At 57.6% G+C, this 23,710-nt stretch carries 24 protein-coding genes; 16 read left to right on the top strand and 8 right to left on the bottom strand.

The window, feature by feature from the left end:
- The first annotated feature begins 1 nt into the window (after position 1).
- The 3 genes from EM595_RS19055 to EM595_RS19065 are packed head-to-tail and all read left to right on the top strand — an operon-like array spanning position 2 to position 2,418.
- Positions 2 to 745: an ABC transporter ATP-binding protein gene (locus tag EM595_RS19055; RefSeq protein ID WP_067436590.1), complete on the top strand. Its 744-nt coding sequence runs from the start codon at positions 2 to 4 to the stop codon at positions 743 to 745.
- Entirely contained in the window at positions 735 to 1,469 is a 735-nt protein-coding gene (locus tag EM595_RS19060; protein WP_067436593.1) for an ABC transporter permease, read from the top strand. The genes EM595_RS19055 and EM595_RS19060 overlap by 11 nt, the downstream gene beginning before the upstream one ends.
- 19 nt (positions 1,470 to 1,488) lie before the next feature.
- Positions 1,489 to 2,418, top strand: a complete 930-nt coding sequence (locus tag EM595_RS19065) for an ABC transporter substrate-binding protein (RefSeq protein ID WP_157883951.1) — start codon at positions 1,489 to 1,491, stop codon at positions 2,416 to 2,418.
- A 7-nt stretch (positions 2,419 to 2,425) separates the two neighbouring features.
- On the opposite strand, the gene EM595_RS19070 is transcribed toward EM595_RS19065, so the two are convergent.
- The 3 genes from EM595_RS19070 to EM595_RS19080 all read right to left on the bottom strand — a co-directional run bounded on the left by EM595_RS19070 (position 2,426) and on the right by EM595_RS19080 (position 5,958).
- Entirely contained in the window at positions 2,426 to 3,616 is a 1,191-nt protein-coding gene (locus EM595_RS19070; RefSeq protein WP_067436598.1) for a CynX/NimT family MFS transporter, read from the bottom strand.
- A gap of 329 nt (positions 3,617 to 3,945) precedes the next feature.
- A complete protein-coding gene (locus EM595_RS19075) occupies positions 3,946 to 5,013 on the bottom strand; it encodes a class I mannose-6-phosphate isomerase (protein ID WP_067436601.1) in 1,068 nt (355 codons plus the stop codon).
- Positions 5,014 to 5,094: 81 nt separating this feature from the next.
- Positions 5,095 to 5,958, bottom strand: coding sequence for a glucose 1-dehydrogenase (locus EM595_RS19080; protein WP_067436604.1), 864 nt, complete (start codon positions 5,956 to 5,958; stop codon positions 5,095 to 5,097).
- Between the two features lie 303 nt (positions 5,959 to 6,261).
- Here EM595_RS19080 and EM595_RS19085 point away from each other — a divergent pair, with 303 nt between their 5' ends.
- On the top strand, positions 6,262 to 6,519 hold the full coding sequence (locus EM595_RS19085) for a hypothetical protein (protein WP_067436607.1): 258 nt from the start codon (positions 6,262 to 6,264) through the stop codon (positions 6,517 to 6,519).
- A 171-nt stretch (positions 6,520 to 6,690) separates the two neighbouring features.
- On the top strand, positions 6,691 to 7,680 hold the full coding sequence (locus tag EM595_RS21410; protein WP_071852571.1) for a hypothetical protein: 990 nt from the start codon (positions 6,691 to 6,693) through the stop codon (positions 7,678 to 7,680).
- 300 nt (positions 7,681 to 7,980) lie between these two features.
- On the opposite strand, the gene EM595_RS19095 is transcribed toward EM595_RS21410, so the two are convergent.
- Positions 7,981 to 8,748: a hypothetical protein gene (locus EM595_RS19095; RefSeq protein ID WP_067436610.1), complete on the bottom strand. Its 768-nt coding sequence runs from the start codon at positions 8,746 to 8,748 to the stop codon at positions 7,981 to 7,983.
- 362 nt (positions 8,749 to 9,110) lie between these two features.
- Here EM595_RS19095 and EM595_RS19100 point away from each other — a divergent pair, with 362 nt between their 5' ends.
- A complete protein-coding gene (locus EM595_RS19100) occupies positions 9,111 to 9,356 on the top strand; it encodes a BssS family protein (protein WP_067436612.1) in 246 nt (81 codons plus the stop codon).
- Between the two features lie 45 nt (positions 9,357 to 9,401).
- Here EM595_RS19100 and EM595_RS19105 read toward each other — a convergent pair whose 3' ends face one another.
- A complete protein-coding gene (locus tag EM595_RS19105; RefSeq protein WP_067436615.1) occupies positions 9,402 to 10,526 on the bottom strand; it encodes an FUSC family protein in 1,125 nt (374 codons plus the stop codon).
- Between the two features lie 300 nt (positions 10,527 to 10,826).
- On the opposite strand from EM595_RS19105, the gene EM595_RS19110 reads away from it, so the two are divergent.
- The 9 genes from EM595_RS19110 to EM595_RS19145 all read left to right on the top strand — a co-directional run bounded on the left by EM595_RS19110 (position 10,827) and on the right by EM595_RS19145 (position 21,141).
- Positions 10,827 to 11,063 (top strand): DUF2171 domain-containing protein, encoded by a 237-nt coding sequence (locus EM595_RS19110; protein ID WP_067436618.1) that lies wholly within the window; start codon positions 10,827 to 10,829, stop codon positions 11,061 to 11,063.
- A 306-nt stretch (positions 11,064 to 11,369) separates the two neighbouring features.
- Positions 11,370 to 11,825 (top strand): GNAT family N-acetyltransferase, encoded by a 456-nt coding sequence (locus EM595_RS19115; RefSeq protein WP_067436621.1) that lies wholly within the window; start codon positions 11,370 to 11,372, stop codon positions 11,823 to 11,825.
- Between the two features lie 174 nt (positions 11,826 to 11,999).
- A complete protein-coding gene (gene kdpF / locus EM595_RS21555) occupies positions 12,000 to 12,095 on the top strand; it encodes a K(+)-transporting ATPase subunit F (RefSeq protein ID WP_071852572.1) in 96 nt (31 codons plus the stop codon).
- A complete protein-coding gene (gene kdpA / locus EM595_RS19120; protein WP_067436624.1) occupies positions 12,095 to 13,774 on the top strand; it encodes a potassium-transporting ATPase subunit KdpA in 1,680 nt (559 codons plus the stop codon). The genes kdpF and kdpA overlap by 1 nt, the downstream gene beginning before the upstream one ends.
- Positions 13,774 to 15,831, top strand: a complete 2,058-nt coding sequence (gene kdpB / locus EM595_RS19125; protein WP_067436627.1) for a potassium-transporting ATPase subunit KdpB — start codon at positions 13,774 to 13,776, stop codon at positions 15,829 to 15,831. The genes kdpA and kdpB overlap by 1 nt, the downstream gene beginning before the upstream one ends.
- 11 nt (positions 15,832 to 15,842) lie before the next feature.
- Positions 15,843 to 16,418, top strand: a complete 576-nt coding sequence (kdpC, locus tag EM595_RS19130) for a potassium-transporting ATPase subunit KdpC (protein ID WP_067436630.1) — start codon at positions 15,843 to 15,845, stop codon at positions 16,416 to 16,418.
- A gap of 9 nt (positions 16,419 to 16,427) precedes the next feature.
- Complete coding sequence (gene kdpD, locus EM595_RS19135; protein WP_067436633.1) at positions 16,428 to 19,091, top strand: two-component system sensor histidine kinase KdpD; 2,664 nt, start codon at positions 16,428 to 16,430, stop codon at positions 19,089 to 19,091.
- Entirely contained in the window at positions 19,088 to 19,762 is a 675-nt protein-coding gene (kdpE, locus tag EM595_RS19140; protein ID WP_067436636.1) for a two-component system response regulator KdpE, read from the top strand. The genes kdpD and kdpE overlap by 4 nt, the downstream gene beginning before the upstream one ends.
- 170 nt (positions 19,763 to 19,932) lie before the next feature.
- The gene (locus EM595_RS19145) at positions 19,933 to 21,141 is read left to right on the top strand and encodes a sugar transporter (RefSeq protein ID WP_067436639.1); all 1,209 of its coding nucleotides are present in this window, start codon (positions 19,933 to 19,935) and stop codon (positions 21,139 to 21,141) included.
- A 53-nt stretch (positions 21,142 to 21,194) separates the two neighbouring features.
- Here the strand turns inward: EM595_RS19145 and EM595_RS19150 are convergent, their stop codons facing one another.
- Genes EM595_RS19150 through mntP form a run of 3 tightly spaced genes read right to left on the bottom strand, consistent with a single transcriptional unit; the run spans position 21,195 to position 23,060 of the window.
- Positions 21,195 to 22,088: a LysR family transcriptional regulator gene (locus tag EM595_RS19150; protein WP_067436641.1), complete on the bottom strand. Its 894-nt coding sequence runs from the start codon at positions 22,086 to 22,088 to the stop codon at positions 21,195 to 21,197.
- A 17-nt stretch (positions 22,089 to 22,105) separates the two neighbouring features.
- Positions 22,106 to 22,444 carry a hypothetical protein gene (locus EM595_RS19155; RefSeq protein WP_067436644.1) on the bottom strand — a complete coding sequence of 113 codons (339 nt, stop codon included), beginning with the start codon at positions 22,442 to 22,444 and terminating at the stop codon, positions 22,106 to 22,108.
- A gap of 43 nt (positions 22,445 to 22,487) precedes the next feature.
- Positions 22,488 to 23,060 (bottom strand): manganese efflux pump MntP, encoded by a 573-nt coding sequence (gene mntP, locus EM595_RS19160; protein WP_067436647.1) that lies wholly within the window; start codon positions 23,058 to 23,060, stop codon positions 22,488 to 22,490.
- A 485-nt stretch (positions 23,061 to 23,545) separates the two neighbouring features.
- On the opposite strand from mntP, the gene EM595_RS21415 reads away from it, so the two are divergent.
- Positions 23,546 to 23,704, top strand: a complete 159-nt coding sequence (locus EM595_RS21415) for a YnfU family zinc-binding protein (RefSeq protein WP_222938540.1) — start codon at positions 23,546 to 23,548, stop codon at positions 23,702 to 23,704.
- Positions 23,705 to 23,710: the final 6 nt, after the last annotated feature.

A 23,710-nucleotide genomic window follows, 5' to 3' on the forward strand; every position in this document is an offset into this window, starting at 1 on the left:
GATGCGCAATCCAGTCGTTTCCGCACCGGCCATTACGGTGAATGCGCTGTCGTTTAGCTGGGGCAACCAGCCGGTCTGTCAGCAGCTCTCGTTATCGTTGCGCGGTGGCAAAACCACCGCGCTGCTGGGCCGCAGCGGCAGTGGTAAAAGCACGCTGCTGAGATTGATCGCCGGCCTGCTACTGCCCGCGGCCGGTGACGTGACGAGCAGCGATGGCTTGCCGCTGCCCGGCAGGATCAGCTGGATGGGACAACAGGATTTACTCTATCCCTGGCTTACCGCACGAGAAAACGTGATGCTTGCGGCCCGTCTCAACGGAGAAAAAGCAGACGGTGGCCGGGCCGATGAGCTGTTGGAACAGGTTGGTCTGGGCGGACTGGCCGAGGCAAAACCCGCTGCGCTGTCGGGCGGCATGCGGCAACGGGTAGCACTGGCGCGCACTCTCTATCCACAGCGTCCGGTGGTGTTAATGGACGAGCCTTTTGCCACGCTCGATGTGCTAACCAAGCTCAGCCTGCAAACGCTTACCGCCAACCTGCTCAGGGATAAAACCGTACTGCTGGTCACCCACGATCCGCTGGAGGCGTGCCGTATGGCGGATGATATTGGCGTGCTCACCGGCAATCCGCTGCGCTACGAACCTTTTGGTGCGCCAGAGGCCGCGCCGCCGCGCGAGGTCAGTGATGCGGGCGTGCTGCATCAGCAGGGCAGGCTGTTCAGCCGGTTAAGCCGCGATGAGAGATAAATTTTACAGCCTGCTCTGGCTGCTGGTGGTGATTGGCTGCGCCTGGCAGGCTGCCCGCGCGGCTGGCGTTCCGACGTTTCTGCTGCCTGCGCCGCAGGCGGTGCTGGTCGCGCTGGTGCAGCATCGGGCGCTGCTGGCACATCATCTGTTTTATACGCTGACTGAAATTCTGCTGGCCCTGTTGGTGGGCATCGGCAGCGGCACGCTGGCGGCCATTGCGATGGCCAGCAGTCAGCGTCTGCGGCGGCTGCTTTTTCCGCTCATTACCGCCAGCCAGGCGATTCCGATCTTTGCCCTCGCGCCGCTGCTGGTGCTGTGGCTTGGCTACGGCATCGCTTCCAAGGTCGCGGTGGCAGCGCTGATCCTGTTTTTTCCACTTTGCTTGTCGCTGTTCGAAGGATTGTGTCGTACGCCGCCGGGCTGGCTGGAGCTGGCGCAAACCCTGTCGCCATCACGGTTTTACCGTTTCCGCCATCTCTACTGGCCCGCCGCACTGCCCGGTTTTTTTACCGGGCTGCACATGGCGATGATACTCGCGCCGATTGGCGTAGTAATGGGGGAATGGGTCGGCGCCAGCGAAGGATTGGGCTATTTGATGATGCAGTCCAATGCGCGGCTGGAAACGGCGTTGAGCTTTGCTGCGCTAACCCTGCTGTTAATGATCACACTGTTGCTCTCAGCTATTGTGACGCTGTTGCGGCGTAAATATCTCTGGCAATCCTGAGGATGTCACCTTGAAAACTATGCGCTTTTTTGCCGTTGCTCTGCTGTTGGGTTGTTCGCTGTCGGTGAGTGCCGCAGAACGCGTGCGCCTCTTGCTCGACTGGTTTGTTAATCCCAACCACGCCGCCATTTTTGCCGCCAGGCAAAGCGGGGCTTTTGCGCGCGAAGGGCTGGATGTTGAGATGATTGCGCCAGCGGATTCCGCCGCCGTGCCGCTGTTGTTGGCGGCGGGCCAGGCAGATCTGGCGCTGAGCTATCAGCCGCAGCTCTATACGCTGGTGGAGAAAGCGGTGCCGGTCATCAGGGTTGGCACGCTGATTAATCAGCCGTTAAACACCCTGACCACGCTGGACAGCCATATTCATTCGCTGAGCGACTTCGCCGGTAAAACGCTGGGCTACGCCATTCCGGGTTTTGAGGATGTAACCGTTCGCACCATGCTCACCTCGGCAGGCGTCAACCCCGATTCCGTGAAGCTGGTTAACCTGAATATGTCTGCCGTGAGCGCATTGCTGAGCAAGCGCATCGATGGCGCAATGACCATTTATCGCAACTATGAGCAGCTGGAATTGCAGGATAAAGGTGTCACGCCGATAACGTTCAAGCCCGAGGAACACGGCGTACCCGCGTGGGATGAGCTGATTATTTTAGCGAATCAAAAAACCGCGGCCAGTGACAAACGCATTCCTGCATTTTTGCGAGGGTTAAATGCCGGTGTCGCCTGGTTACGCGCGCATCCGCAGCAGGTATGGTTCGCCTTTATCAAAGCCTATCCTGAGCTAAACACGCCGTTAAACCATCAGGCGTGGCTGGCGACATTACCTTATTTTGCCAGCGATGCGGGCGCGTTTGATGCCACACGTTATCAACGCTTTGCCGATTACATGCTGGCCAACAAGCTGATCACGCAGGTGGCGCCGCTTTCCCGATATTCACTCGCGGCGCCGTAACATCGGGCTAGCTGCCGATCTGACGACTGGCGCCCACCAGCGGCGCCAGCATCATTTGCAGCAGGCTCATGCCCACCAGCGCCAGCAGCGGCAGTGACCAACTGTGCAATTGCTGATGCAGCATACCGAAAAACAGCGGTCCCAGCGCGGCGAGGCTGTAGCCGACGCACTGCGCCATGCCAGAAAGATGTGAGGCCTGATGCGGATGAGCGGTGCGCAGCGAAAACAGCGAAAGCGACAGCACCATTGACGCGCCCGCGCCAAGACCGGCGACGATCAGCCACAGCGCGGCCAGTGCGGGGAACAGCAACAGGCCAGCAACACCGCTAAAAATTGCCAGCGAGGCGATAAAGCCCAGCAGACGCTGATCGCGCAAGCGCCTGATGGCGCTCATGCAGGCAAGGTTAGCGGCCACCGCCACAATCTGATAGAGAAACAGCAGCCATCCGGCGCTGACCTGGCTAAAACCATTGGACTGCGCATACGGCGTGAACCAGGCGATCAGGGTGTAAAACACCAGCGATTGCAATCCCATGAACAGCGAAACCTGCCAGCCAAGCCATGAACGCCACGGCGATAGCCCCGCAGGGGTGGGCGCGGATGCCTGCGCGCGCGGAACGGCGGCCCGCGCCAGCAGCGGGCGCCAGGCGAACAGCGCCACGATCACCGGCAGCAGCCAGACCGCCAGCGATAATGTCCAGCCGCCTTCGCTGAACGCCGCCAGCGGCGCCGCGACCCCTGAGGCGATGCTGGCGGTGATCGCCATGGTCGACGCATACAGGCCAATATATTTTGCCGTATGCTGCTGCGCATCGCGCTTAATCAACGGCGGCAGCAGCACATTGGCGGCGGCAATACCGCCACTGAGCACCAGCGTGCCGCACCATAAGCCGCTCTCATTGCCGATAATGCGCAAGCCCGAGCCGATGCCAATCAACCACAGCGCCGCCCACAAGGTTTTCTCCAGTCCAAAGCGGTTTCCGGCCCACGCCGAGATCGGCGCCAGCGCGGCAAACATCATCAGCGGGATAAAATTGAGTAGCCCTGCCTGCGCGGCGCTGAGCCCGAAGGTCTGGCAGATATTATCGAGAATCGGGCCGGTGGCGGTGATCGGCGTACGCAAATTGGCCGCGGTGAGCAGCACCACAAACAGTAAGGAACGGGAGCCAGCGGTAGTGTTAACAGAAGAAAGAGACATAATCGCGATCGCACAATGAGCAGAAAATCTGCTGATTAATGCGTTGGTTGACGTTAACGCTTACGCAAAAGGGCAGGCGCCCTGATGTCTGTGCGCAATCATAGCCAGGGAAGGCCATCGGGTAAAGTGGCAACGTATGCCAGTGAGCCGCTTGCGCGGACAACCGACTCTTTTTTTGCGCGGCTGTCGCCTTGCGCGCATCCGCGAGTCCTGACGTAGGTAAATCAGCACAAGCGCCGTTCCGTGCCAACAGCCTGCGGCGCAGCGGGCTGCGCATTACTCTGTCTGTAGTGGATTTCAGCAATCTGTTGCTTCGCTGCGCGCACGGCCTATCTTTTTTCATCCCAGACATCGCCCAGCCGCGAAATGGCCTGCCGATCGTAGCCTTGAGCCTCCAGCGGTGCGATAACCTCATGCTGCAGATCCGGCAGATAGCCGATCAGCAGTTCGCCCTCGCCGCTGAAGGTGATTTCACCCAGCGAGGCGGGCAGTACGCAGGTAGCGGCGCGATCCAGCGGCCAGCGCTCATCACCCATTTCGATATGCAGCGGCGCGCCGAGGTTGGAAACAATGCGCACGCTGTTAAAAGCGTAATGGTAGCGTTCGGTGAAGCTCGTGCGCTCCAGCGCAAAATAGGGGCCAGCACAAAGCAGCCGCCGCGTCAGCGCCTCGCTCTCTTCCAGCAACAACCCCGGTTGCGGCTCCACCTGCAACTCCGGGCGTAACTGCTGCATCAGCGCATCAATGTTTTTCTCACGCTCGGCGGGTGAAATTTTACTGCCGTCCTCCATGCGCCACGGCATTGCGTGCTGCTGAATATTGGAGGTTTGCTCAATCTCATAAATCAGCGTGTCGGGACCAAACGAATGCAGCATGCCGCCGGGAATATAAAACGTATCACCCGCGTTGACCGGCAGGCGCTGCATGATGCTGTCGTACTCTTCAGCCAGCAGCGCTTCGCGAATACGTTCACGGCTGATGCCGGGTTTGATGCCCGCCAGGCAGGTTGCTCCCGGCGCTGCCCACAAGATATGCCAGGCTTCCGTCTTGCCGTTTGGCTGCTGTTCAAGACGCTGTGCCGCGTCATCATTGGCGTGCAGATGCACCGGCAGCATGCCGGAGCCATCAATAAATTTAGTGAGCAGCGGAAACTGCGGGCCACGCCAGCCGGGCGCGACCAGCGCATCGGGTTCACTGAGGGTCAACTCGCGCAGGGTTTTACCGGCCAGCGCGCCATTTTTCACCGACGCGTTCATACCATCAACGTCACTGACTTCCCAGGTTTCTGCGATACGCCGATTGGGCAGGTCCGCTTTGCCGAGTTTTTTTTCGATCAGACTGCCGCCGAAAATATGAAATGCCATCGGCAGAGTCAGTTGTACAGGATGGGCTTTCATTACAGGGCTCCTTAGCAGTCGCCTGCGCATCTGCGGCGGATATTAGCCGCAGATGCGCAGGCAGGATGATTCCGGAGAATATCAGATAAAGGCGACGCCGCCGGTGACGGCGATAGTGGCGCCGGAGATATAGCTCGCTTCATCGCTGGCCAGCATGACATAGCTCGACGCCAGTTCCGCTGGCTGACCGGCACGTTGCAGAGGTACTTCGCTGCCGAAATTCTTGACCTGCTCGGTTGGCATAGTGGTCGGGATCAGCGGAGTCCAGATTGGGCCAGGGGCCACCGCGTTAGAGCGAATGCCTTTCTCGGCCAGCAGTGCCGCCAGACTGCCAGAAAAGTTAATGATCGCCGCTTTGGTTGCCGAATAGGCGATCAGTTTGGGTTTTGGCTGATCGGCATTGATCGATGCGGTGTGAATAAATGCACTGCCAGCAGGCATGTGCGGCACCGCAGCTTTCGAGATGCGGAACATGGCGTAGAGATTGGTTTTCATGGTGCGATCAAACTCTTCATCACTGATCTCATCCAGTGAATCGCGCGTCATCTGGAAGGCGGCATTGTTGACCACGATATTGATCTCGCCAAACGTCTCTACCGCCTTATCGACAATCGCCTGACACTGCGCCGCTTCGGTAATATCACCGGCAACCAGCACCGCTTTTTGACCCGCCGCTTCGATCAAGCGCGCGGTCTCTTTGGCATCATCGTGTTCATCCAGATAGGCGATCAGCACATCGGCGCCTTCGCGGGCATAGGCAATGGCAACGGCGCGACCAATACCGGAATCGCCGCCGGTGATAATGGCTTTTTTGCCTTTCAGGCGGCCGGAACCTTTATAGCTGTTTTCACCGTGATCGGGTTGCGGTGTCATGCTGGCGGTGTCGCCAGGCCAGCTTTGCTGTTGCTCAGGTTGTGGGGGCTGTGGACGATGAATATCTGACATAGCGTCTCCTCCTGAACGGCTTGAGTGCCGTTAATGGTTGAGTGATGGCAACAGCAGCAGAGTGTGTCGCCGGAAAATTAACCTGTCGGTCCGTAATGGACAATGAAAAAAAGCGTAGTTGAGAATGCTCGCGGTTGCCGCCTTTGGCTGCGCGTTTGCCTGAAAGTTGAACCACAGGCGAAGCGGCAAGCGGTTGTTTTAGCGTATTTTTACAGATTGATACTCGGATGGCTGGACGATGAACAGGACGTGAATGACATCTGCAGCCATACTGATCACAGTTACCCTACTGGAAGCGTCATCATGAAACGTTCATTACTGCTTTGCCTGATCGGTGCCTGCCTTAGCGTCAGCGTGGTTGCGCAGCCAACCACCACGCCGTGGCAGCCCCAATCCTCACCGACCATGGTGCAGTTGACGCCAGCGGCCGCCAAATGCGACCTGTCGCGCTGCCAGCAGGATTGCTATGTCTCCCGGACGCATTGCAAAAACAAAGAGGGCGGCGGCTGTAGCACCGAGGCGCAAATGTGTGTGCAGGCCTGCACCAACCAGTGTCGCTAAATGACCCAAGCCTGAATGTCTGAAAGGAAAACGGGTGCGTAACTAAGGTGTAATCTGATTTTGGATGCAGGCGGATGAAACAGCATGAACTCACCAGGCGTGAGGCTGTCATCACCTGTTCCGGCAGGCTACACTAGCGCGCTTATTACTATCAGAGGTCAGAAAGTTATAATGGGTTATCGTTTTATTTCTGGGGCGCTGTGCGCCACACTATTCCTCACCGGCTGTGCTAAACACTCCACGGCCGATGCGCCTAACGAGTTCGCTTCCGGCCCTACCCAAATCAACGTATCGCATATCTTCACCCGCGCGGATGATGGCTCGGTGGTGTTTGTCACCATCGACGGCAAAAACGCAGGCGTGCTGACCGGCGAAGAGAAGCAAAAATTCTTTGTTCCGGCGGGCAAGCATCGCGTTGGCGGTTATGTGCAAACCCTGCTGGGCATGGGCCGTGTGACCATCGCGCCGATTGAAGTCACCACATCAGAGCAGCAGATCCGCAATATTGCCTACTCGGTGACGCGCACCAAACCCGGTTTTGCCGAAGGCTCGCCAACGCCGGTAGAAAAGAAAAAGCCGGTAGAGACCGCACCAGTTGCCGCGCCAGCACCGGAAGCTGCGAAAGTGCCTGCGCTGCCTGCTATCCCGACTGCACCCGCGGTAATTGAAGCGCCTGGCGCTGAAAAGGTGACACCTGAAAACGGCACGCCAGCGACGACGCAAACTCCGGCGCCAGCAACAACGCAGACTCCGGCGACAACGCAGACTCCGGCGACAACGCAGACGCCAGCGACAACGCAGACGCCAGCGACAACGCAGACGCCGGCGACAACGCAGACGCCAGCGACGACGCAGACGCCAGCGACGACGCAGACGCCGGCGACGACGCAGACGCCAGCGACGACGCAGACGCCGACGACAACGCAGACGCCAGCGACAACGCAGACGCCAGCGACAACGCAGACGCCAGCGACGACGCAGGCTCCGACGACGACGCAGGCTCCGACGACGACGCAGGCTCCGACGACGACGCAGGCTCCGGCGACAACGCAGGCTCCGGCTGCCGCTCAGCAGCCTGCGGTGATTGAAGCACCGGGCGCAGAAAAGAGCACAACGGATACGTCCTCGACGGAAACTGATGCGGGATCAATAACGAAGTAAGGGTTAAGCAGACAGAAGAAGGGGAGTTGCCGAAGCGAGAAGCGGGCACCTGACTCTTTCACAGGAGGAAGGGTACGGCTCCGCGCTTCGGCAGGCCAACCTTAACAGGCTTGCCTGAGCAAACCGGGCGCGCGCTCGCAATGCCGACGCTTTAGGAATTTGCCTTATGTCGAATGCTGCACAGGTTATCTGCCAGCGTAAAAAGCGGGCGTTATCCGATCGGAAGCAACATCACCGCCACCCGGCCTGAACAGCAGGCCTGGGTACAACGGTGCAAGAAGAGTGCAATAGCGAGGCGAATCAGGCGGAGCGTAAAGGGCGTTTTGCTTGTTTGGTGATGGAGCGATCCGGGCCACACAGCATGACCGGTTTGCCAGCTACTTTGTCATCGTGATAATGCTGATGCGATGCTTCGCTGATACCGGCGCCGCACCACAACATATGATGTTCGTAGCCGATGCGCGCCTGCGACGAGGTATTGAGCACATCACTCGAAATATCTACGCTGAATCCCTGACCACCCAAACGAATCGCTTCCAGCCAAATCTCTGTTTCATCGGCCACGCTCAGCGCTTCCAGCAGCAACGGCGTCGCCTTGTTACGCGCGGAGTGACGCATGTTCAGGCTGGCGCGTTTCATGACGCATTGATGAAAGCGTGCAAGACGGCGATCGGCACCGCAGCGCTTATCATCATGCAGCCAGCGGCTCAATGGTCGCATCAGGCTGTTGATAAAGTCATCGCCACTGAAGCTGTCCGCCAGCGTGCGCAGCTCACGATAGAGTGCGCGATCGGAGCCGTATTCCAGTTGCCAAATCAGATCGCCTTTGCGACCAATCCAGCCTGCGGTATTCACCGCCCGCGCTTCCAGATGCGCCTGGCTGATTTCGTTTTGAGTCGCACCTGATGCGGTGAGCTGCATCATGCTTTGAATCTCGCCAAGCTGAACGTCGTTCCAGCCTTGCTGTATATCACTGCGCGTGATGAGACCACTGCGGTACCAGCGGCGAAGATTAGCCGGCTGAGAACCTGTTATGGCGCAAACGCTGTCAGTTGTGTGAAGAGTCATTCTATGCCCTCGCAGGAGGGGAAAGGCCGCCAGCTTTCGCCGGGGATGAACAGACATTATGAAGATTATACCTGTGGAAAGATACAGTTAAACATGCTGTTTACAATAGTTGAAAAGGCAAAGTTAAGCGGAAAAGCCATCAGAAACAACAACCTGAATTTTGCACACTAACAGTGCAATCGGGGTAAAAAAGCTTATGCAGAGTGAATGGCTGACAAATTTAATTAAAGCAGTTGATAAAACTGCTTAAAGGCAACAAACCCGCAAACCGATCAGCGATTGCTAGCGATGGGACGATTATCTCACCTCACTATTAATGCCAACTACAGTAAGGTAACACGCCAACATTGTAAGGCTATCATGTGACTAAGTTTGAAGAACTCGTATTTTATCCGATAACCGGATGGCACATTGGACCATTGAGCGGGCATCCCGCGATCGTACTGCAGTTCAGTTACACCGAAGCGCAGGCGTTGCCGGGCACCGATCCCCAGGAATCGGTGTTTTTTGGCCTCACCGCCGGTATGACCCGTAAATTGATCGCCAGCCTGAATCAGCATCTGGCTTACATTGAAGATCCCGATTACGTCGCCCCGAAACGCCATTAGCCTTTCTTGCTCTCTCTGCACAGCCCTGCTATCCGGCATATCAGATTAACGCTCCTCTCTGTTCCCTGTATCTCTGCGACGAAAAGATCGTGCAGCATCCGGTAAACGCGCCGCGCGCTGACGAAGTTTTTTCATTACGTGAAAATCGGTCATCATTCGCGCCAGCACAATGGCACAGAGCGCAAACAGCCCGCCGGTGGTGGTGGAAATCACCCGGTTGATCGCCACGTTATGCTGCGGCAGGCCAAGGCTGGACATCAAAAAGATCACCGTTACTGTGACCAGAAAAGTGAAAATAAAGTAAGAACGCGTTGACAGCGTGTAGGAGGCGGTAAAGGCCACATAGCCAGCCACCGTCAGGCCAGTGGCTAACATCAGCGGTGTATGCAGGAACGTCAGCAACAGCGTGGCGGTCAGGCTGCCGAGCAGCGTACCGAGAATGCGGGCCGGCACGCGGCGTACCGACTGACGAAAATCGTTGCGTAAGCAGAGCAGCAGCGTCATGCCCGCCCAGTAGCCGTTGCCCACCGCATGACGCTCTACCATCCAGAGGGCGATTCCCATCGCCGCCATGGCGAAAAACACGCTCCAGCCAATATGGATTTTTTGCCGATAGCGCTGCCTGGCGTGCTGAAAAATATCTGCCCAGTTGTGGCGCGTGACGTCCTGCAACTGAAAGCGGATTTTACTGAACAGCAGCACCAGGCAGACAATTTGCAGCAGGCCACCGATACCGACCAGCGCGGCACGCTCAGCAGCATGGAGAGGGGAACCGGCAAAATAACCGGCTACCAGCCAGGCGATCGCGCATTGCAACAACGCCCACCACAATCCACTCTGAATCGATGCCAGCATGGCGTAGAGCCCGGCGTAAAGCATCGAGCCGAAGATATAGAGCGGCATCACATTGCCCGCCAGGCTGCCAAGCCAGGTCGATACCGTGACGCCCACCGCCGTTGCCAGCAACAGCAACAATGACGACGATTCCCAGGTTTTATTGGCACCGTAGGCAAGGGTAATGGCGCCACTGGCGACGATGCTTGCTGTTTGCATCCGGTCCAGATAATAGCCGACAAAGAAAATCAGCATCAGCGCCGGTAAACAGCACAGGCCAAGCCAGGCATCATGTTTTAGCGTTGAGGGGAAGTGGGTGACGGTTAATCGTTTCACCGTTCAAACCTGCGTGTTTTCATCATTTTCTCCGTGTCATTTACCGGCTTGCCCGCGCGATAAATCAGACGCGCTTACCTTTATCCATTGGGTCGGCAGAGGCGCTGCTATTTAACGCCACGTTCATGCCCGTTTTAATTAAAATCATCAACCTTCTCATCAGGATAATAACGCTTTTATAGCGTTATCGCTGGCACGTAACATAATTCTAAATGTAACTTCTGTTGTCATTACGCTGCGAAGTTGGCAATTTTGGCGTTTATTAACTAACTTAATTCAGGTCATTAACAGGAGGAAATTATGGTAGATAAAAGCAAAATTCTGGATCATGCTCAGGTTGTGGACGTCAATGGCGAACACGTTGGCGTTGTTGATCATCTTGATGGCGAAGAGAGCATCAAGCTGGTGAAAAACGATCCGGAAGCAGGCGGAAAGCACCATATTATTCCGCTGGCTTGGGTAAAAGAGATTGATGATAACAAAGTCATTCTCTCCAAAAATAAAGACGAAGTGGAAAGCCACTGGAAAAGCGCGTAATTGCTTTTACGTTTGAAAAATAACGCAGATCTGCCACGATAACCGGCAGGTCTGTTTTTTTATATATTGCGTGAAACAGTAATAACGCTAATCCTTTTCCTCTATTCCAGTCTCTTATTTCTGCTGACCTTCACTTTATTTTCTGTCACAGCGACGCGTTTTCCCCTCAGACCTCGGTGAGGGATAATTCTGATAATGAATCTGGCAGCGTAAATATAATCCCCACGGTTGGACAACCCGTTGAGCACACTCTATAAAAGATGCCACACCGCGTTATCTTCCTTTTTCTGACAGAGAATATTAACCATGATCCTTCGGCCCATGACCGCAGACGAGTTTCCCGCTTACCGTGAGATTTTCATTAAAGAATATGCCGATGATATCGCCTCATCGCGCGGCTGCTCCGAAGATGATGCGCTAACCCGCGCGACCTCTTCGATCGATCTGACGCTGGAGCAGGGCGTTAACACGCCGCAAAACCGTCTGCTGTGCATTGCGTCGCCTGCAGAGGATACGCTGGGCTATCTCTGGCTGGTGGTCAGCGGTCAGACCGTCTGGATCAGCGATTTTTATATCTATCCGCAATGGCGCGATCAAGGACTGGGCGCCGAGGCGCTGGAGCTGCTGGGCAACGTGCTGATGGTGGAAGGCATTACTGAGATCGGCCTGCGCGTGGCCACGCAGAATGGTGCCGCCAAACACCTGTACGAAAAAGCGGGCTTTGCGGTGACCGGTTTTAATATGTCCAAATCGCTGATCTGATCGTGTTATCACCTCCGCGCCGCCGCAATGGCGCGCGGAGGATGTCCGTTTTTTCTCCTCTATCCGGCTGTTCTCCACGCATTTTTATATTTTCTTTATATCTGCCGTTTGTATCTTTACAACAAATATATAGCCCCTTCCGTAGACTCACTCCGACGCTAATTAATTCGGAGAATGACCGTGAGTACAGCATTACTGGCTGGCATCGCGCTGGTGTTCATATTACTGGCCTACTTGTTTTACGCCCTGTTCAGAGCGGAGGAGTTCTGATGGCCGCACAAGCGTTTTTACTACTGGCCTGCTTCCTGGCGGTGCTGCTGCTGTTAGCGCAGCCGCTGGGACGCATGATGACCGCAATGGTGCTGGATCGTCCGGGTGGCAAGCTGGAAAGCGCGCTATGGCGAATCTGTGGCGTGCGCCAGGATGAGATGAACTGGCGGCAATATCTGCTCGCCATTTTGCTGTTTAACCTGCTGGGCGTGCTGTTTCTGTTTGCGGTGCTGCTGCTGCAGGGCATGCTGCCGCTTAACCCGCAGGGGTTTCCGGGCTTATCCTGGCACCTGGCGCTGAACACCGCGATCAGCTTCGTCAGTAACACTAACTGGCAATCTTATGCCGGTGAATCAACCATCAGCTACTTCAGCAGCATGGTTGGCCTGACGGTGCAGAACTTCCTTTCAGCGGCAACCGGCATGGCGGTGGTCTTTGCCCTGATGCGCGGCTTTACCCGCCACAGCACACAGGATTTAGGCAACGCCTGGCGCGACCTGCTGCGCATTACGCTGGGCGTGCTGCTGCCGCTCTCTCTGCTGCTGGCGCTGTTTTTTATGCAGCAGGGCGTGATTCAAAATCTGCTGCCGTTTATTACCGTGCATACGCTGGAAGGCGCACAGCAAACCTTACCGATGGGGCCGGTGGCCTCGCAGGAAGCGATCAAGCTGCTGGGCACCAACGGCGGCGGGTTGTTTAACGTTAACTCCGCTCATCCGTTTGAAAACCCCACGGCGCTGACCAACTTCGTGCAGATGCTGGCAATTTTCCTCATTCCGGCCGCGCTCTGTTTTACCTTTGGCAACGTGGTGCGCGATCGTCGTCAGGGCCATACCGTGCTGTGGGCGATGACGCTGCTGTTTGTCGCTGCCGCGCTGCTGGTGATGCTGGCGGAGGTCAACGGCAACCTGCATCTGACTGCGTTAGGCGGTGACAGCGCCATGAACTGGGAAGGCAAAGAGAGCCGCTTCGGCATTCTGAACTCGGCGCTGTATGCCGTGGTGACCACGGCCGCATCCTGCGGCGCAGTCAACGCCATGCACGACTCCTTTACCGCGCTGGGCGGCATGGTGCCGCTGTGGTTAATGCAGCTGGGCGAAGTGGTGTTTGGCGGCGTCGGGTCCGGGCTGTACGGCATGCTGATGAACGTGCTGCTGGCGGTGTTTATCGCCGGGCTGATGATTGGTCGCACGCCGGAATACCTGGGTAAAAAAATCGGCGTACCGGAAATGAAGATGGCGGCAATCTATATCCTGATCACGCCGTCGCTGGTGTTGCTCGGCACGGCGCTGGCGATGATGACCGACGCGGGCCGCGCAGGCATGCTCAATCCGGGTGCCCACGGCTTCAGTGAAGTGCTGTATGCACTGTCATCCGCCGCCAACAACAACGGCAGCGCCTTTGCCGGTTTATCTGCCAATACGCCGTTCTGGAATCTGCTGCTCGGCATGGCGATGTTGGTCGGTCGTTTTGCCCCTTTTATTCCGCTGATGGTGATTGCGGGATCGCTAGCCAACAAAAAGATTCAGCCTGCGACACCTGGCACCTTGCCGACCCACGGTCCGCTGTTTGTTGGCCTGATTGTCGGCACCGTGATGCTGGTTGGCGCGTTGACCTTTGTGCCTTCGCTGGCGCTCGGTCCGGTTATTGAACATTTGCAACTCCGGGGTATGAACTGATGGAGAAGTCACAGCGTGGGCATTCGCTCCCTGCACAACAGCGAAACGCCATCTGGCGCACGGCGGTTACCGCCTCATTCCTTAAGCTCAATCCGCGGGCGCAGTACCGTAATCCGGTAATGTTTGTGGTCTGGCTGGGCAGCGTGCTCACCACCTTACTGGCGATCAATTTAGCCGCGCACCAGCAGCCGGTGGCCTTTACCGCGGCAATCAGCCTGTGGCTCTGGTTCACCGTGCTGTTCGCCAACTTTGCGGAAGCGCTGGCGGAAGGGCGCAGCAAGGCGCAGGCGGAAAGCCTGAAAGGCATCAAGAAAACCAGCTGGGCGAAAAAACTCGCCTCGGCGGACGTCAATGCGGCGCAGCAGCAGGTTGCGGCCGACAGCCTGCGCAAAGGCGACTTTGTGCTGGTCAGCGCGGGCGACATCATTCCGTGCGACGGCGAAGTGCTGGCGGGCGGCGCCTCGGTGGATGAAAGTGCCATCACCGGTGAGTCCGCGCCGGTGATCCGTGAGGCGGGCGGCGATTTTGCCTCCGTCACCGGCGGCACGCGCATTCTCTCTGACTGGCTGGTGATCTGCTGTAGCGTCAACCCGGGCGAAACCTTTCTGGACCGCATGATCGCTATGGTGGAAGGCGCCAGCCGCCGGAAGACGCCCAACGAAATGGCGCTGACCATTTTGCTGATTTCGCTCACCATCGTGTTTCTGTTGGCTACCGCTACGCTCTATCCGTTTTCCGCCTGGGGCGGCAGACCGGTCAGCGTCACGGTGCTGGTGGCGCTGCTGGTCTGTCTGATTCCTACCACCATTGGTGCGCTGCTGTCGGCCATCGGCATCGCCGGTATGAGCCGCATGCTGAGTGCTAACGTGATCGCCACCAGCGGACGAGCGGTGGAAGCGGCGGGCGACGTCGATATCCTGCTGATGGATAAAACCGGCACCATCACGCTCGGTAACCGTCAGGCCAGCGCCTTTTTACCGGCTGACGGCGTGCAGGAGCAGCAACTTGCCAGCGCCGCGCAGCTGGCCTCGCTGGCGGATGAAACGCCGGAAGGACGCAGCATCGTGATTCTCGCCAAGCAGAAATTTAACCTGCGTGAACGCGATCTCAGCAGCCTGGCCGCCACCTTTATTCCCTTCTCGGCGCAGAGCCGCATGAGCGGCGTCAACATGGGCGAAACCTCGTTGCGCAAAGGGGCGGCGGACGCTATTCGTCGCCACATTGAAAGCAACGGCGGCCAGTTCCCGGCCAACGTTGAGGCCACGGTGGAAGCGGTGGCCCGTAAGGGCGAAACCCCGTTGGTGGTAGCCGAAGGCAATCAGGTGCTCGGCGTGGTCGCGCTGAAAGATATCGTTAAAGGCGGTATCAAAGAGCGCTTTGCTGAGCTGCGCAAAATGGGCATCAAAACGGTGATGGTCACCGGCGATAACGCGCTCACCGCCGCGGCGATTGCCGCCGAAGCGGGCGTGGATGATTTTCTGTCAGAAGCGACGCCGGAAGCCAAGCTGGCGCTGATTCGTCAATATCAGGCGGAAGGGCGCATGGTGGCGATGACCGGCGACGGCACCAACGATGCACCGGCGCTGGCGCAGGCCGACGTGGCGGTGGCGATGAACTCCGGTACGCAGGCGGCCAAGGAAGCGGGCAACATGGTGGATCTCGATTCGAACCCCACCAAGCTGCTGGAAGTGGTGCACATCGGTAAACAGATGCTGATGACACGCGGATCGCTGACCACCTTCAGTATTGCCAACGACGTGGCGAAATACTTTGCCATTATTCCGGCGGCTTTTGCGGTGACCTATCCGCAGCTCAATATGCTGAACGTGATGCGCTTACATTCGCCCGATTCCGCCATCATGTCGGCGGTGATTTTCAACGCGCTGATCATCGTGCTGCTGATTCCGCTGGCGCTAAAAGGCGTCAGTTATCGCCCAATGTCAGCCGCGGCGCTGCTGCGTCGCAACCTGTGGCTGTATGGCGCCGGTGGCCTGGTGGTGCCGTTTATCGGTATCAAACTGATTGATATGCTGCTGACCGTTGCCGGTCTGGGCTGAGGAAAACGATGATGAATGCTTTACGTCCTGCGGTTTCTGTTTTCGTACTGCTAACGCTGCTCACCGGCGTCGCCTATCCGCTGCTCACCACGCTGCTGGGCAACCTGTGGTTTCAAAATGCGGCGCAGGGATCGCTGCTGATCCAGCAGGGAGAAGCACGCGGCTCGCGGCTGATTGGGCAGGATTTCACGCGCGCGGACTATTTTCACGGTCGCCCATCGGCAGCCGGGGAAAAGCCGTATAATGCGCTGGCCTCATCGGGCAGCAACCTCGCCGCGAGTAATCCGGCGCTGGATGAGGCGATTCGTCAGCGGGTCAGCGCGCTGCGTGCCGCTAATCCGCAGGCCACCGGTGCCATCCCTACCGATCTGATTACCGCGTCGGCCAGCGGCCTCGATCCCGACATTTCACCGGCAGCGGCGCAGTGGCAACTGCCGCGTGTGGCGCAGGCGCGCCAGCTGCCGACCGACGTGGTGGCACGACTGATCGCGCAATCCACCACGCAGCCGTTGATGCGCTTTATCGGCGAGCCGGTGGTTAACGTGCTGCAACTTAATATGGCGCTGGACGCCCTGGATAAGCATTAAGGAATAACGATGGTTGATGAACCGCTGCGTCCCGATCCCGATCTGCTGCTGGCGCAGGCGGACAGCGCTCGCCGGGGAAAGCTGAAAATCTATTTCGGCGCCTGCGCGGGCGTGGGCAAAACCTGGGCGATGTTGCAGGAGGCGCGGCGGCTGCGGGCGCAGGGGCTGGATGTGTTGATTGGCGTGGTGGAAACCCATAACCGCCAGGAAACCGCCGCACTGCTGGAAGGGCTGGAATATTTACCGCGCCGCGGCAGCAGCACCGCCTTCGATCTCGATGCCGCGCTGGCGCGCCATCCGGCGGTGCTGTTAATGGACGAACTGGCCTATTCCAATCCGCGCGGCGCACGCCATCCCAAGCGTTGGCAGGACATTGAAGAGCTGCTCGACGCCGGTATCGACGTGCTGACCACGGTCAACGTGCAGCATCTGGAAAGCCTGAATGATGTGGTCAGCGGCGTCACTGGCATTCGGGTACGGGAAACCGTGCCCGATCCTTTTTTTGATTCAGCCGCGGACATTGTACTGGTCGATCTGCCACCGGACGATCTGCTGCAACGGCTGAAAGAGGGCAAGGTTTACGTTGGCGATCGCGCCGAGCGCGCCATCGAAAACTTTTTCCGCAAGGGCAATCTGTTTGCGCTGCGTGAGCTGGCGCTGCGACGCACCGCCGAACGGGTGGACGATCAGATCCGCAGCTGGCGCGATGGTCAGCGTCATGAAGAGAAAGTATGGCATACCCACGATGCCATTTTGCTCTGCCTGAGCGGCCGTCGCGGCAGCGAAAAGCTGGTGCGCGTTGCCGCGCGGCTGGCCACGCGGCTGGGTTGCGAATGGCATGCCATCACCGTGGAAACGCCTTCTTTATATCATCAGGGACAGGCGCGCCGTCGTGCCGTGCTGGCGACCTTACAACTGGCGCAGAGCATGGGCGCACAAACCGCCACGCTTTCCGACAGTGACGAAGCGGATGCGGTGGTGCGTTACGCCCGTGAACACAATCTCGGCAAGGTGATTCTTGGCCGTGCGCCGAAACGTCGCTGGCGTCTCAGCAAAGATTTTACCCAGCGCCTCAGTCAGCATGGGCCGGAACTCGATCTGCTGATCGTGGCGATGGATGACGCCGCGGCGGTGGGTCCGCTGAAAGCGGTGCCGGTGCGCAGTAAATGGCAGCGTCAGCTACGCGGATCGCTGGCCGCTGCGGCGCTCTGTGCGTTGATCACCGTCGGCTGTCAGTGGCTGCTGCCGGGCTTCTCGCCAATCAACTTCGTGATGATCTATTTACTGGGCGTGGTGCTGATCGCCATGACCTTTGGCCGTCTGCCGTCGGTGGTCGCCGCGCTGCTCAACATCGTCGCCTTCGATCTGGTATTCATCGCGCCGACCGGCTCGTTTGCGGTCACTGACTCGCAATATCTGGTGACTTTTGCGGTCATGCTGACCGTGGGCGTGATCACCGGCAATCTCACCGCGGGCATGCGCTATCAGGCGCGGGTGGCGCGTTATCGTGAAAAGCGCGCCCGTTATCTGTATGAGATGGCGCGTGAGCTTAGCCGTGTACGCGTGCCGCAGGATATTCCGGCGGTGTGCCAGCCGGTGGTCAGCGCCGCGCTGGTGGCACGTTGCGAAATCTGGCTGCCGGATAAGCAGGGCAACTTTATCGCACCAGAACAGAAGCAGCTCAACACGCTGCCGGAGCCCGCCTTTCTGCAGTGGAGTTCGCATAACGGGCAGATCGCAGGCGCAGGCACCGACACCTTGCCCGGCGTGCCCTATACCATCGTGCCGCTGATCGCCTCCGGCGAAACGCTGGGATTGCTGATCGCTGAAACCGAAGGCGGCTCGCTGCTCATTCCCGAACAGCAACGCCTGCTGGAAACGTTTGTCGTGCTGATCGCCGGCGCGCTGGACCGGCTGGAACTGACGCGCCGTGAACAGCATTCGCGGCTGCTGGTGGAAAGGGAAGAGCTGCGCAATTCGCTGCTCGCCGCGCTTTCACACGATTTACGCACGCCGCTGACCGTACTGTTCAGCCAGGCGGAGATCTTAATGCTCGATCTCGCCACCGATCACTCACCCTATGCGCCGCAGGCCGATGCCATTCGTCAGCAGACGTTGAGCACTATCCGGCTGGTGAACAATATTCTCGATATGGCGCGCATTGAGGCGGATGGATTTCACCTGCGCATGGATTGGCTGGCGCTGGATGAGATCATCGGCAGCACGCTGCGTTCGCAGGCATCAATGCTCGGCGATCGTCAGGTGCAGCTCCAGCTGCCGGAAGAGATGGTGCTGTTTCGCGCCGACGGGCCACTGCTGGAGCGGGTGTTTGTGAATCTGCTGGAGAACGCGGTAAAGTACAGCGGACCCGATGCCGACATTGGCATTGAGGCGAAGGTCGATGGCCAGACGCTGATCCTGAATTTTTGGGACAGCGGACCGGGTGTGCCGGTCGGCATGGAGCAGCTGGTGTTTGACAAATTTACCCGCGGCAACAGCGAATCCTCGATTCCTGGCGTCGGTATCGGCCTGGCAATTTGTCGCGCCATCGTCGGCATGCATCAGGGTGAAATCAGCGTCACCAATCGACCGCAGGGCGGCGCCTGTTTTTCAGTGAGATTGCCGTTATCATCGTCTGAAACGGCGCTGCACCCGGAAGAGGAAAGGGTATGAAAACGTTGCTGGTGATCGATGACGAAAAACAAATTTGCCGATTTTTGCGCCAGGCGCTGGAAAAAGAGGGTGAGACCAAAGTTTATGAAGCGGATACGCTGGCGCACGGGTTAACCACCGCGGCGGCGCGTCGTCCCGATTTGGTGATCCTCGATCTCGGATTGCCCGATGGCGACGGCATGTCGTTTATTCGGCAGTTCCGCCTGTGGAGCGATCGGCCGATTATCGTGCTCTCTGCCCGCACCGACGAGGACGATAAGATTCAGGCGCTGGATGCCGGCGCTGACGACTTTCTCTGTAAACCGTTTGGCATGGGTGAACTGCAGGCGCGCGTGCGCGTGGCGCTGCGACGTCATGAAACCGACAAACCACAGGAGATCGCCTTCGGTGACATCAGCGTTAATCTCACTACCTCGCTGGTCACCCGCGCGGGCGAACTAGTGCATCTGACACCAACTGAATTCCGTCTGCTGGCGCTGATGATCACCAACCCCGGTAAAGTCCTTACGCAAAAACATATCCTGCGGCAGATTTGGGGCCCCAACGCCGACCATAACAGCCAGTATCTGCGTATTTATATGGGGCACTTACGGCAAAAGCTGGAAAACAGCTCTGCTCAGCCACAGCATTTCATCACCGAAAACGGTGTGGGCTATCGCTTTGTACAGTGAACATTGCCGCCATTAGCAGACCAATAGTTTACCTTAATGACTAAGTTGTCTAAAAAAACAACTTAAATTGTCGAAAAATGCGATGAATATCACACTTCGGTTGCATTCAACTCATCCGGCTTTAGAATCTGGCGCTTCATTTTTTTCGCAACCAGCTTCGCGGGTGATATATGAATTCAGTTTCTCGCAAAACCGCATGGTCTCGTGTTTTCACTCTGGCTGTCGCCGCGTTTATCTTTAACACCACGGAATACATTCCGGTGGGGTTGCTTTCTGATATAGGCGGCAGCTTTGACATGGCCACTTCTCAGGCCGGTATGCTGATGACGGTTTACGCCTGGATTGTGGCGTTGATGTCACTGCCGCTGATGCTGATGACCAGCCGCATCGACCGTCGGGCGTTGCTGATTGGCATCTTTACGGTGTTCTCGGCCAGCCATCTGCTCTCTTACTTCGCGTGGAACTTTGATGTGCTGCTGATAAGCCGCGCTGGCGTCGCGCTGTCGCATGCGCTGTTCTGGTCGATCACCGCGTCGTTAGCGGCACGGCTGGCACCGGCGGGCTGTCAGGCAAAAGCGCTGAGCCTGCTGGCTACCGCTACTGCGCTGGCCTCGGTGCTCGGCCTGCCGCTGGGCCGTATTATCGGTCAGAGCTTCGGCTGGCGCACCACCTTCCTGATCATCGGCGCGGCGGCCTTTATGCTGCTCTGGCTGATCGTGAAAACCATGCCGCGTGTGGTGGCAGAGCACGGTGGCTCGCTGAAAAGCCTGCCGTCAATTCTGCGTCGCCCGGCGTTGCTGGGTCTGTACGTGCTGGCGGTTACCGTGGTGGCGGCGCACTTTACCGCCTTCACTTACATTGAGCCGTTTGTCGTGAATGTCGCACACCTGAGCGAAGGTTTTGCCACGCTGCTGCTGCTGGTATTGGGCGCTTCGGGCATTGTGGGCAGCCTGATCTTCAGCAAATACGGTGAGAACAAACTGTCGCTGGTGCTGGTTACCGCTATCGGCATGCTGTTTGTCAGCCTGATGCTGCTGCGTTCGGCAGCCGCCAGCCAGAGCACTATGGTGATGTTGGCGATGCTGTGGGGCATGGCGTTTATGATGATTGGCATGAGCATGCAGATGAAAGTGCTGCGCCTGGCGCATGACGCTACCGATGTGGCGATGGCGCTATTCTCCGGCATCTTTAATATCGGTATCGGCGCCGGTGCGCTGCTGGGTAACAAAATCAGCACCACCAGCTCGATGGCGTCCATTGGCTATGCGGGTGCCGTTCCGGCGCTGGCTGCGCTGTTGTGGGTCGCCTTTATGATGCGTCGCTGGTGGGCAGTTTCGCCAACGCCAGCCAAGCCTGACGTGGTAGTGACAGAAGTCTGATTGCGCGCTGGCGCAGGGAAAAGGGTTATCGGCTGCGGCCGGTAGCCCTTTTTTTATGGCTGCCAGCGCACGGCATCGAGCAGGCGCGCAAAAGCGGCGGTGTGCTGTTTTCGGCTGGGATAATAGAGATGATAGCCGCTAAACGGCTCGCACCATGCGTCCAGCACCTTTACCAGCGTGCCTGTGGCGACCGCCTCGCTGACGCAATCTTCGGGCACATAGGCTAAGCCTAAACCAGCGATGGCCGCTTCCACGCGCGCATTGAGGTTGTTGAAGATCAGCTGGCCTTCCACCCGTATGCGAATCTGCTGGTCATCGCGGGAAAATTCCCACGGATAGACGCCGCCATGTGTAGGCAGCCGCATGTTGATGCAGCGATGCTGCTGCAGATCCGTAGGCGTTTCAGGTTTACCCTGGACGGCAAAATAGTCGGGCGCGCCAACCACCACCATGCGCCAGTCCGGGCCGATGCGCACAGCGACCATATCACGGGCAATTTGATCGCCCAGCCTGACGCCTGCGTCAAAGCGATCGTTAACGATGTCGGTGAGCGTGTTGTCGGTGGTCAGCTCAATGTTGACGTCGGGCCAGGCTTTGAGAAAGGGCTTAAGCAGCGGCCAGAGGGTAGAGGATAAGGCGTGTTCACCGGCGGTAATGCGCAGGGTGCCGGCGACCCGATCGCGGCGGTCGGTTAGCGCCACCAGATCGGTTTCAATCTGATCAAAGCGCGGGCCGATACTGGCAATCAGGGTTTCTCCGGCATCGGTCGGCGCAACGCTGCGTGTGGTACGGGTGAGCAATCGCACGCCAAGCCGCTCTTCGAGACCGCGTATCGCATGGCTCAGCGCCGACTGCGATACGCCCAGTTTGGCAGCGGCGCGGGTAAAGCTGCGTTCACGGGCAACCACGATGAGATACCAGAGATCGTTAAAATTCTCTTTCAGCATGCGGCTGCTCCCGATGGTCAGTGTGCCAGCTGCGCTGTCATAATCTGCTGACAGCGGCCATTACCCTGTCCGGCGGCCTGTTTATCCGCAGGCGGCAGGGCCTGCCAGCTGGCAGCGATGCGGTCACCAAGCGACGGGTTATAAGTGGTTTTCTTCAGGGCGTAATCGGAGTTACCGCCTTCAATCACCGCGCGCATGTCGTGTTCAAAGCGGCTGCTGTCATCGTGGCGAACGGTACAGAACACCGAGACGTAATATGCCTTGTCCTGTTCACTGTAATGAGGCGTCAGCCACCAGGCGACAGCGGCAATAACCGTACACAGCACGGCGATAATCAAAATTTTAGTTGAGGTCATAACATTCAGTCTGGCAGAAATGAGTGGCTCCGCCCGCGGCGCGTTAGCGCAGCAGGCCGAGGTGTTCGATGAGAATAGAGCTGCCGATGCCGATTAACACCACGCCACCGAGGATCTCAGCCCATTTGCCGATCGCCCGGCCAAGATAGCGACCCAACAGCATGCCGCTGGCGGCCATCACCGTGGTGGTGGCGCCAATGGTCAGCGCGGTAGCGATGATATTGACGTTGAGGAAAGCCAGCCCAACGCCCACTGCCATCGCATCGAGGCTGGTGGCGATGGCGGTAGTGACCAGCACCCAGAAGCTGTGTCGGCGCGGCACCTCGCTCTCATCGCAATTTTCTTTGCGTACGCCTTCATGAATCATGCGTAAACCGAGCAGCAGCAGCAGGCCAAAGGCGACCCAGTGGTCCCAGCTCATGATAAATCGGCTGGCGGCGAGGCCAATGCCCCAGCCGATAATCGGCGTCAGCGCTTCAATGCAGCCGAAGATCAGCGCGGTGCGTATCACCTCTTTCGCTGAAGGGCGAAGCAGCGCGGCGCCTTTGCCGATTGCGGCGGCAAACGCATCCATCGACATACCAAACGCCAGAATCAATACCGCAAAATAATCCATCAGACAGGTCCGTCGCTGTTGTCACAGCATGCTGCCGGACATCTCAAAAGAGCGCGTATCCTGCCACAGATCGCCTTTTAAAAAAAGCGTTATTTATCAGTCAATTATAACAGTTGCTAAGTTTTATAGCCTTGTCTATATTGCCGCCTGGAATATAGACAATTACCTTGCCTTCACGCAGGAAAAATCCATACGCGTATCCCCGATTAGCGGCAAAGTGCTGGCACCCTTTAACCATGTTGCTGCTCTTGCATCCGTTACTCGATATCAACTGTCCCGCATTGCATCCGTAGTGACTCACGTAAATCCCTCACAGGGTTGATAAATAAAACCCCTGTTCACAGGCTTAAAATTTTTATTGCTCTTTTAGTGAGCACTGTGGTTTCTTTCACCAGGTCACAGTCAGTTAAGTAATAATAAACAGATTGATTGAAATTTAATCATTCATGCTAGTATGAGATTCACTCCCTGAAAGGTTGTTCACCATGTCTCTTCTCGGTTACGCAAGGAAGCTCATGAGTGGTTCGTCTACGGTTATCTGTCCTACCTGTGGCTTACGATCATCCCAGCCAGCCTCAAAAGTGCGCCTGAAACAGGCAATGCTGTGTCCGGGGTGTAAAACCCTGTTTGTCTCACCACGTTAGCCCAGA

Origin of the sequence: Duffyella gerundensis (assembly GCF_001517405.1) — a bacterium.
GTDB lineage: Bacteria > Pseudomonadota > Gammaproteobacteria > Enterobacterales > Enterobacteriaceae > Duffyella > Duffyella gerundensis.

Excerpts from the sequence above, each read along its gene's own strand:
- kdpF (WP_071852572.1), top strand. The coding sequence starts at position 12,000 with ATGACCGTGAGTACAGCATTACTGGCTGGCATCGCGCTGGTGTTCATA.
- EM595_RS19095 (WP_067436610.1), bottom strand. The coding sequence starts at position 8,748 with ATGACTCTTCACACAACTGACAGCGTTTGCGCCATAACAGGTTCTCAG.
- EM595_RS19110 (WP_067436618.1), top strand. The coding sequence starts at position 10,827 with ATGGTAGATAAAAGCAAAATTCTGGATCATGCTCAGGTTGTGGACGTC.
- EM595_RS19060 (WP_067436593.1), top strand. The coding sequence starts at position 735 with ATGAGAGATAAATTTTACAGCCTGCTCTGGCTGCTGGTGGTGATTGGC.
- kdpB (WP_067436627.1), top strand. The coding sequence starts at position 13,774 with ATGGAGAAGTCACAGCGTGGGCATTCGCTCCCTGCACAACAGCGAAAC.
- EM595_RS19085 (WP_067436607.1), top strand. The coding sequence starts at position 6,262 with ATGAAACGTTCATTACTGCTTTGCCTGATCGGTGCCTGCCTTAGCGTC.
- EM595_RS19065 (WP_157883951.1), top strand. The coding sequence starts at position 1,489 with ATGCGCTTTTTTGCCGTTGCTCTGCTGTTGGGTTGTTCGCTGTCGGTG.
- kdpE (WP_067436636.1), top strand. The coding sequence starts at position 19,088 with ATGAAAACGTTGCTGGTGATCGATGACGAAAAACAAATTTGCCGATTT.
- EM595_RS19075 (WP_067436601.1), bottom strand. The coding sequence starts at position 5,013 with ATGAAAGCCCATCCTGTACAACTGACTCTGCCGATGGCATTTCATATT.
- EM595_RS19070 (WP_067436598.1), bottom strand. The coding sequence starts at position 3,616 with ATGTCTCTTTCTTCTGTTAACACTACCGCTGGCTCCCGTTCCTTACTG.
- EM595_RS19150 (WP_067436641.1), bottom strand. The coding sequence starts at position 22,088 with ATGCTGAAAGAGAATTTTAACGATCTCTGGTATCTCATCGTGGTTGCC.
- kdpD (WP_067436633.1), top strand. The coding sequence starts at position 16,428 with ATGGTTGATGAACCGCTGCGTCCCGATCCCGATCTGCTGCTGGCGCAG.
- kdpA (WP_067436624.1), top strand. The coding sequence starts at position 12,095 with ATGGCCGCACAAGCGTTTTTACTACTGGCCTGCTTCCTGGCGGTGCTG.
- EM595_RS19155 (WP_067436644.1), bottom strand. The coding sequence starts at position 22,444 with ATGACCTCAACTAAAATTTTGATTATCGCCGTGCTGTGTACGGTTATT.
- EM595_RS19080 (WP_067436604.1), bottom strand. The coding sequence starts at position 5,958 with ATGTCAGATATTCATCGTCCACAGCCCCCACAACCTGAGCAACAGCAA.
- EM595_RS21410 (WP_071852571.1), top strand. The coding sequence starts at position 6,691 with ATGGGTTATCGTTTTATTTCTGGGGCGCTGTGCGCCACACTATTCCTC.
- mntP (WP_067436647.1), bottom strand. The coding sequence starts at position 23,060 with ATGGATTATTTTGCGGTATTGATTCTGGCGTTTGGTATGTCGATGGAT.
- EM595_RS19055 (WP_067436590.1), top strand. The coding sequence starts at position 2 with ATGCGCAATCCAGTCGTTTCCGCACCGGCCATTACGGTGAATGCGCTG.
- EM595_RS19145 (WP_067436639.1), top strand. The coding sequence starts at position 19,933 with ATGAATTCAGTTTCTCGCAAAACCGCATGGTCTCGTGTTTTCACTCTG.
- EM595_RS19115 (WP_067436621.1), top strand. The coding sequence starts at position 11,370 with ATGATCCTTCGGCCCATGACCGCAGACGAGTTTCCCGCTTACCGTGAG.
- kdpC (WP_067436630.1), top strand. The coding sequence starts at position 15,843 with ATGAATGCTTTACGTCCTGCGGTTTCTGTTTTCGTACTGCTAACGCTG.
- EM595_RS21415 (WP_222938540.1), top strand. The coding sequence starts at position 23,546 with ATGTCTCTTCTCGGTTACGCAAGGAAGCTCATGAGTGGTTCGTCTACG.